This is a genomic window from Cupriavidus sp. UYPR2.512, from assembly GCF_000379565.1.
GTDB lineage: Bacteria > Pseudomonadota > Gammaproteobacteria > Burkholderiales > Burkholderiaceae > Cupriavidus.
This window is the reverse complement of sequence record NZ_KB902905.1, coordinates 1-6821: the sequence shown is the minus strand read 5'-3', so window position 1 is coordinate 6821 and position 6821 is coordinate 1. Positions and strand designations below refer to the sequence as shown.

2 protein-coding genes and 1 pseudogene are annotated in these 6821 nt (G+C 64.8%); 1 reads left to right on the top strand and 2 read right to left on the bottom strand.

The features are described 5' to 3' along the window. Nucleotides 1-845: 845 nt before the first annotated feature. Both A3A5_RS38115 and A3A5_RS38110 read right to left on the bottom strand, forming a co-directional pair. On the bottom strand, nucleotides 846-1970 hold the full coding sequence (locus A3A5_RS38115; protein ID WP_018310431.1) for an NAD(P)/FAD-dependent oxidoreductase: 1125 nt from the start codon (nucleotides 1968-1970) through the stop codon (nucleotides 846-848). A gap of 7 nt (nucleotides 1971-1977) precedes the next feature. After that, the gene (locus A3A5_RS38110) at nucleotides 1978-5055 is read right to left on the bottom strand and encodes a LodA/GoxA family CTQ-dependent oxidase (protein WP_232431306.1); all 3078 of its coding nucleotides are present in this window, start codon (nucleotides 5053-5055) and stop codon (nucleotides 1978-1980) included. A 177-nt stretch (nucleotides 5056-5232) separates the two neighbouring features. Here A3A5_RS38110 and A3A5_RS41125 point away from each other — a divergent pair. Further along, nucleotides 5233-5519 (top strand): annotated as a pseudogene (locus tag A3A5_RS41125) (DDE-type integrase/transposase/recombinase); the annotation flags it as partial. Nucleotides 5520-6821 lie beyond the last annotated feature (1302 nt).

Genomic DNA, 6821 nt, shown 5'->3' with positions numbered 1-6821 from the left:
AAGATATTTTTCGCCAAGTCGATACCTACCGTCGTGATCGTCATGATGGATGCTCCTGTTCGAGGGGTTGCAGTGCCCCCCAACTTTGGCATGCATATCCCGTTACGGGGAGGGGGCGTCCATCCCATTAACGCCGATTGCGAGTAAAATTTTGAAATCCCACATTTGGGTGGATCAGACCACGGAACAACTTGTGGATTCCCGCGGAAAGCCCTATGCGATCGACCAAAAGTTCCTCAAGACGAAAGTTCGGGAAGTATGGAAGTACGAACCCGGTCCTCGCGGAGGCTGTCGACTCCGCATCACGATTGAGAACGGGCGTGTAGTGGCTTGGGACAGGAAAATCTGAGTTCACTCCATGGGCCCAACTGTTCGCGAGTCAACCAGGATGGCAAAGCCAACCATAAGCTTGTGCGCGTAGCCCCTCGTTCGCCTTTCTGTAGAAAATGTGCAGCAGGTCGATGTCCTCGTGCGCAAGCGGGGCACCGAGGCGGCACAACTGCAGCGTTCGAATGTTGGAGCGGCCAACTTACCCGCTGAGGCAAATCGCCGGCACACGCTTTTCGCCAAGTCGATACCAACGGTCGTAATCTGCATGGGACGCCCCTTCCGGTTCGAGTGGTTGCCGAACCCCCAGTCTGGCTCATTGATGTCGTTATCGGGTGGGGGCGTCCATCCCATTGGTCTACGCGCTTGCAGCTCCGTATCGTGGCAAACCAAATTACTTTGGTAAGGCGATACGGCGGTGAATGTTGCTGGCCTTTTGGCGAACGCATGCATCCATGCTGGATGGCGCGAGATCTCGCCGGCCATGGCAAGCCATCATCGAGGGATGGCGACAGCCTTCAACGTCGCCGCGTCTTCCAAAACGCCGCATCCGACCAACGGGTCTCCATTACATAGAAGGACGCGAGTTGATCGCGGTACGTGCAGTGGAGGTCGTGCAAGTGAGCAGCATAGCGGCCGATGGCGCTGGCATCACCGGCGTCGACGGCGACGATCGCACGCGCGGCCTGCAAGCCGGTATGAAGCGCGCTGGATATCCCTTTGGACGACAGCGGATCGAACGCGAGAGCCGCGTCGCCGGCGGCCAGCCAGTGCGTACCCGCGGTCGCGTTAAGTGCGACGCTGCTGGCGTCAGCGCCTCGCGGCCGCCCGGAAGGGCGATAGCCATGCTCGGCGCACAACGCATGGAGGTTGGGAGCGTGCGCGAGCGCAGCCCACAGCGAGTGCGTGTCGAGCAGCGCGCGGTGTTGTGTTATCGCGCCATCGCAGAGGAATGCGATCAGCCGCTCGCCCGACGGCAACAACACGCTATACCACCAGCCGTCCTCGACGGCTTCGACCCAGGTGCGGCCATCTCGGTCGGAACGAGCGTCCGTCCGTAGACGCAGATAGAACGCGAGCAGGCTGTCGTAGCGGATAGGCGAGGCGCCGAGCGAGCGCGCCAAGGAGGCGGCGCGTCCGGTTGCGTCCACGATCCATCGGGCTGTGAGCGTCCGCATGTCGCCGTCGTGGGCGCTCAGGCTCAGCACGTGTGGTTCATGAGCGCTTGCCGCTGCCGTATCGATCCGCAGTTGCGCCGATTCGGTCAGCTCGGCCCCGGCGGCGCGGGAGGCGTCGCGCAGCGAGGCGTCGAAGCGTGGCCGGTCGAGCTGCAATCCAGGGCCGTGCAATTGAAGCATGAAGTCGTTGAAGTGCGGCGCGGCGGCGCCCCAGAACGCGACGGTCCCGTGGCTCAAGCGGTGCCCGCCGTCCAGCACCCGCTCGAGCACGCCGAGCTCCCGGAGCAGGTGACGGGCCGAAGGCGGCAGCCCTTCGCCGATGCGAAAGCTCGACGTCTCGCCGGCGCCCGGATGCTTCTGCGCGTCGGCGATGAGCACGCGCAAGCCGCTGCGCGCAAGGGCGATCGCGGCGGCGGACCCGGCCGGGCCGCCGCCTGCGATCGCGACGTCATACCGCTGCGGCAACGCCGCCTCAGCCGCGCGGCTTGCCGCGCCGCACCGGCAGCGGCGCCGCCTCGGCTTCCTCGTGGGACGCGAAGTTCGCGCCGTGCGACAGCGGCCGAGCCTTCGGATGGACCGCCGGAGCTTTTAAGGCGACCTCGGCCAGCGCCTCGACCGGCGGCTTCGCGGCGGCGGCCGCGCTCGTGCCCGAGGCATCGGCCGGCGCGACATCCGGGCCGTAGGTGGCGACCATCATCGTCTCGGGGAAGGCCGGCCCGAGCCCGGCGGCGTGACGCAACTCCAGGAGGCCCATGGAGCCGAAGATACGGATCATCTCCTCCATCTGCGCAGCCACGGTGCCGCGCAGCGGCTTGTTCCAGTTGGTCCGGTTGTTGAAGGCGTCGATGCGGCGCGCGGGCGGCTGCGACGGATCGGCGACGATCGCGTAGTCATCTGCACTCAGCACGTGGTTCGGCACGCGCGCGGGCCAGAACGTCGGAACGAATGGATCGTACGCCGTGTCGTAGCCGGCGCGGCAGTACGCGGTGTCGGCCTGCCACGGCAGGCCCATCCAGCGGTTGATGTCGCCGGGACTTTGCGCGTGCAGCGGCCCGCTCGCGGACAGCGCGGTGGCTTGATCGAGCGTGGGGCCGTAGTCCGGCTCCGGCACGTCGGCCGGGCGCACGCGGATCCGGAACGGCTTGTCGTAGAGCGACAGGTGCCGCATGGGCCAGGTCATCTCGCAGCCGGGGTGAAACGCGTCGGCGAGGCAGAAGTCGAGCGCGGCGCGATCGAGCATGGCCGGCTGCCCGGCGAGCGGTACCTTGTCGATGCTGGCCGACCCCTGACGGCCCGGGCGCCAGTCGGCGATGAAGTCGCCACTGGCCCAGCGGCTCAGGATCTCGTACTGCGTCCCGCTGACAGCCGCGTTCTGGCGCGGGCCCTCGCCGGCGGGCCTTGTCACCGCGTCGCCGTACAGCCAGGGCCATGGCAGCTGGTTGCCGTCGGGCGGGTTGGGCGGACGGAAGCTGTTGAAGATCTGGTAGCGCAGCTCGGCGTTCGGATCGTATTGGCCGGCGGGCGGCAGCGTCGAAAGGCGCGCAATCAGCACCGGGCTCGAGAAATCGAAGCTGCCGCCGTAACCGAAGGCGGTCGCGAAGCCCTGGTTCACCCATTGCAGCCCGGTCAGCCGGTCTAGGATTGGATGGACGTCGTCCATGAACGACACCGCTGCCGGCGGCGCCATCCAGCCCGACTGGACGTAGAGGTCGTAGAGCAGGTCGTACATCGTGCGCACGGCCTTGACCTGCGGCCCGTAGTTCGGCGGAGCGGTGACGACCCACGCCGATTCGACGGCAATCGCGCGGCCTTCAATGCTGACGCTCGCCGCGACGATACCGTCGCAGGTGTCGTCGTACCAGCCGTCGGCGTTGATGAAGGACTTATCGTCGTCCGGGTTGTAGATGGGGGTGCCGGTCGGGGAGGCCGATACGCCGTGTCCGCCGAGCACGAGCAGCCGGCCGGCTGCGTCGGTCAGCAGCTCGCCGAGCTTGACCGGCACGCCGGTGTATTCGCCTACGCAGGTCACGCTCGCGGCGTTGCGTCCCGCGATGCGCTGCTCCCCGGCATCGATGACGAGCGTGCCGCGCTCCGCGACCTTCGCGTTGCGCCGGGGCAGCACGGTGGTGGCCGCCTCGGGAATGTCCATGGCGATCTGCCACTGGTACCAGGCCGCCTTGCGGTTCGCGAGGTGCACGCTCCAGCCGATGTCGGCCCAATCGGCGGTCAGCTCGCGCACGACGTCGCCGGCCGCGTTGTAGCCGTAGATCCGGAACTGCGCGGCCTCGCGCTTGAGGGCGCCGGTGGCGTCGCGATAGAAGCCGGGCGGCATCGGCGACGGGTCGAGCACTTGCGGACCAACGTAGTACTCGGTCGCGCTGTTGCCGACGCGCGCGATGCCGATGGCCGGGTGGATCGCCGCGCGGACGATGCGGGTGTCCACGGCGGCCGGGTAGTCGACGCCGGGCGCGTACTGCGGCGGCCGCGGCTCGGCCGGCTCGGCGAGCGGCACGCCGTTGACGTTGCGGCGATTGCCGGCGGACGCGCGGTACGCGTCCTTGCGCGCATCGGCGAGGCTGCCGACTGGCATATGTGCCGCGAGCGCATGCCACGTGTTGTAGGCGAGGTTCTCGCCGTAGGCCGACTGGCCGCGCGCGTCGAGGTCCTGCAGCGGCAGCTCGAGAATGCCGACCTCGACGGGCGGGCTGGCCTGCTCGCTCCAGCGCACGGTGGCCGCGTCGAGCGGCATCTCGCGCTCGTCGGTCTGGAACTGGACCATGAAGCGAAAGCGCGCAGCGCCGCGGCGCAGGCGCGCGTGCAGGTCGGCGCGCAGGTAGAATGGGTCGTCGAAATTCGGCGGCGCATCGGCGGGCGGCGTTTCGAGCGGCTCCAGCTTGTACTTGACGAAGCGCGCATCGCCGAAGCGCGACGGCAGCACGCTCCAGTACGGCGTAGTCAACGCGGACTCGACCCGCTTCTCCATTTCCTTGAGGATCTGCGCCGTCACCGGATGCTCGTTCAGGTACTCGTCGCGCTTGTCGTGCAGCGACTGGCAGGTGAATTCGCACATGTCCTTCGCGGTATCGGCGAAGAACACGTCGTGGTTCTGCAGGATGAAGTCGTGCGTCGAGGCGTCCTGGTCCGGCTCGAGGAGCTTGGGCCCTGCGACCCCGAACAGCTTGATGCCAATGCCGGTCGTGCCCTTGAGATCGGGAACGCCCGGCTGCACGTCGGCGGAAAAGCGCACCCAAGCGGAGTACTCGCGCGCCTGCGCGAAGACACCGACCTTGTGCACGTCCGGCAGGTTCGGCGCAACGGTGAAGCGTCCGTGCGCCACGCCGTGCAGGCGGAGAAACACGGGCCGCGTCGCGGGATCGCGGCCGGCGGCCATGCCTTTGCCCTGGAAGTAGTCGACGAATAACTGCTTGAGTCCCGTGATCGGGTCGCTGTCGCAGCAGCACGGGGAGGGCGGCAGCCTCGGCGGGAGTGTGATGGGGGTTGCGGTGCAGCCATGCGAAGCGGGTGAGGACGACTCGTTCGGGCTCGACATGCGACGTTCTCCTGTTCAGTGTTACTTGCTACATGAAGCGACTCCCGCCCGGCGCGCGACACCGGTCATTTTTTGCAGCAGCACGATGTCGGTGCATGCGCTGTGGGGAGCAACTGCGACGTTGAAGTGGTCGATCGTCTGTCCTGGCTCGCATGCGGTTATTCTGTGATGCTGCACAGTCGGCGGGACAAGACTGTGGCGAAGGGCTCCTTCAAGTGCGTACTTCGTTCATGCCCTATGCCGCGCAAGATCGTCACTGGCCAATTGCGAAGCTATCCGGCGGCGAAGGTCGAGCTTCCCAAGCTGGCCGGCGTCAAACACGTGTTCGTCAAGGCTGCCGCACGCGTGAAGAACCGAGCCGAACGTAGTCATCAACCGACTTGTGAACGAGAGCGGCGCATGCACGGCTTCCGTGACCCATGCGGACCGAGACGTTCCTTTCGAGCTTGGGTCCTGTGGCACAAATCGGCCAACGTCACCCAAAGTCCGCCCACTGCCTGGTGAGCGGCTGCACCGTGTGCGCCGTTGCTTTCTCTGATCGACAAGAGAGCGTGCCGTCTATACTGATGCTGTGATTCATGCGTTGTCATCTATCCACCTACGCAACCAGTCAGCCGCCCACCGCATGACACCCTTCGGCGTGTCGGACAGTCCGAGGTCCGTGAACGTGTAGCTGAAGTACACATCATCCCAGTCGGTACGCGTCCGCGAGATTGTAGCCTTAGCTGTGTACATTCCCGCAGCAGGCACGGACTCAATGTCGAGCTTCCAATCACGGTAGTCCTGGACCACGTTCATAAACGGCATCTTTCAGCGAGACTGAAATTCTTTTACACCCAACTCCAAGGCCCCGCCGACATTCAGTCGTGTATGCCGATGTAGTACGGCTATCCACGTTGAAGGTAGGTTTGGGCGATCGTGCCAGCGTACTGTGCATCCCATGCCCGCCGCAGAAGACCGAAAGATGGGGATGACATCGCTTTACCTTGCCTCGCTCTTCGCAAAGAGCATGCCAAGACCTGACAACTCGCTTTTTGCTCGTTCATTTCCATCAGCATCATGCTGACACTGTCGAACAACCGACAAAAGGTGAAGGCAAATAACAAACGCGCGAGATCGCTCGGCATGCCCTGAGTATCGAGAACCTGCTTGAGGATGCGAATCTCAAACTGGGGAGTGTTCTATCAGACGTACCTGGCGGCAGCGGGCGCATCCTGATGACTGTCGTTTCAGGTGAGAACGATCCGGGTGTACTTGCGACACTGACGCGAGGTCGTGCGCGCAAGATAAGGAGTGATTAGGGTATCCATTTAACCGGAGTCCACCGCCTCCATGGCCGGTTCTGCCGGGGGCGATCGAGACTGGGAGGATGTCCGCGCTTCTTGGGTGGCGTCGGACGCACGGCCTTAGGACTCTTTTTGCGCGTCAGGTCTTGGTAGCGCACGGGGTCATGACGTATACCGAAGCAAAAGGTGCCACCGGTTCGCAAGCAAAAGTGCCACCTCCGCCCGCCAAAGGCACGGTGCAGGAAGAATTTCCTTACGGTTCAATAACTTGGATGAAACGAAGCGAAAGTGTCACCGGCTGCCATACCCACCGGCCCAGATGCGCCNGCTTTCTGCGCCGATGAGAACGCCNGATGGGATCCGACCGCGCTCCACCGAGGACGCCTGAGCGAGCGTCAAAGTCGACGCTGCACGATCACAACCCCAACGCGCACCCAACATATTTCCGCGCCAGCGCTTTGCGGTACCCTGGTTGCATTG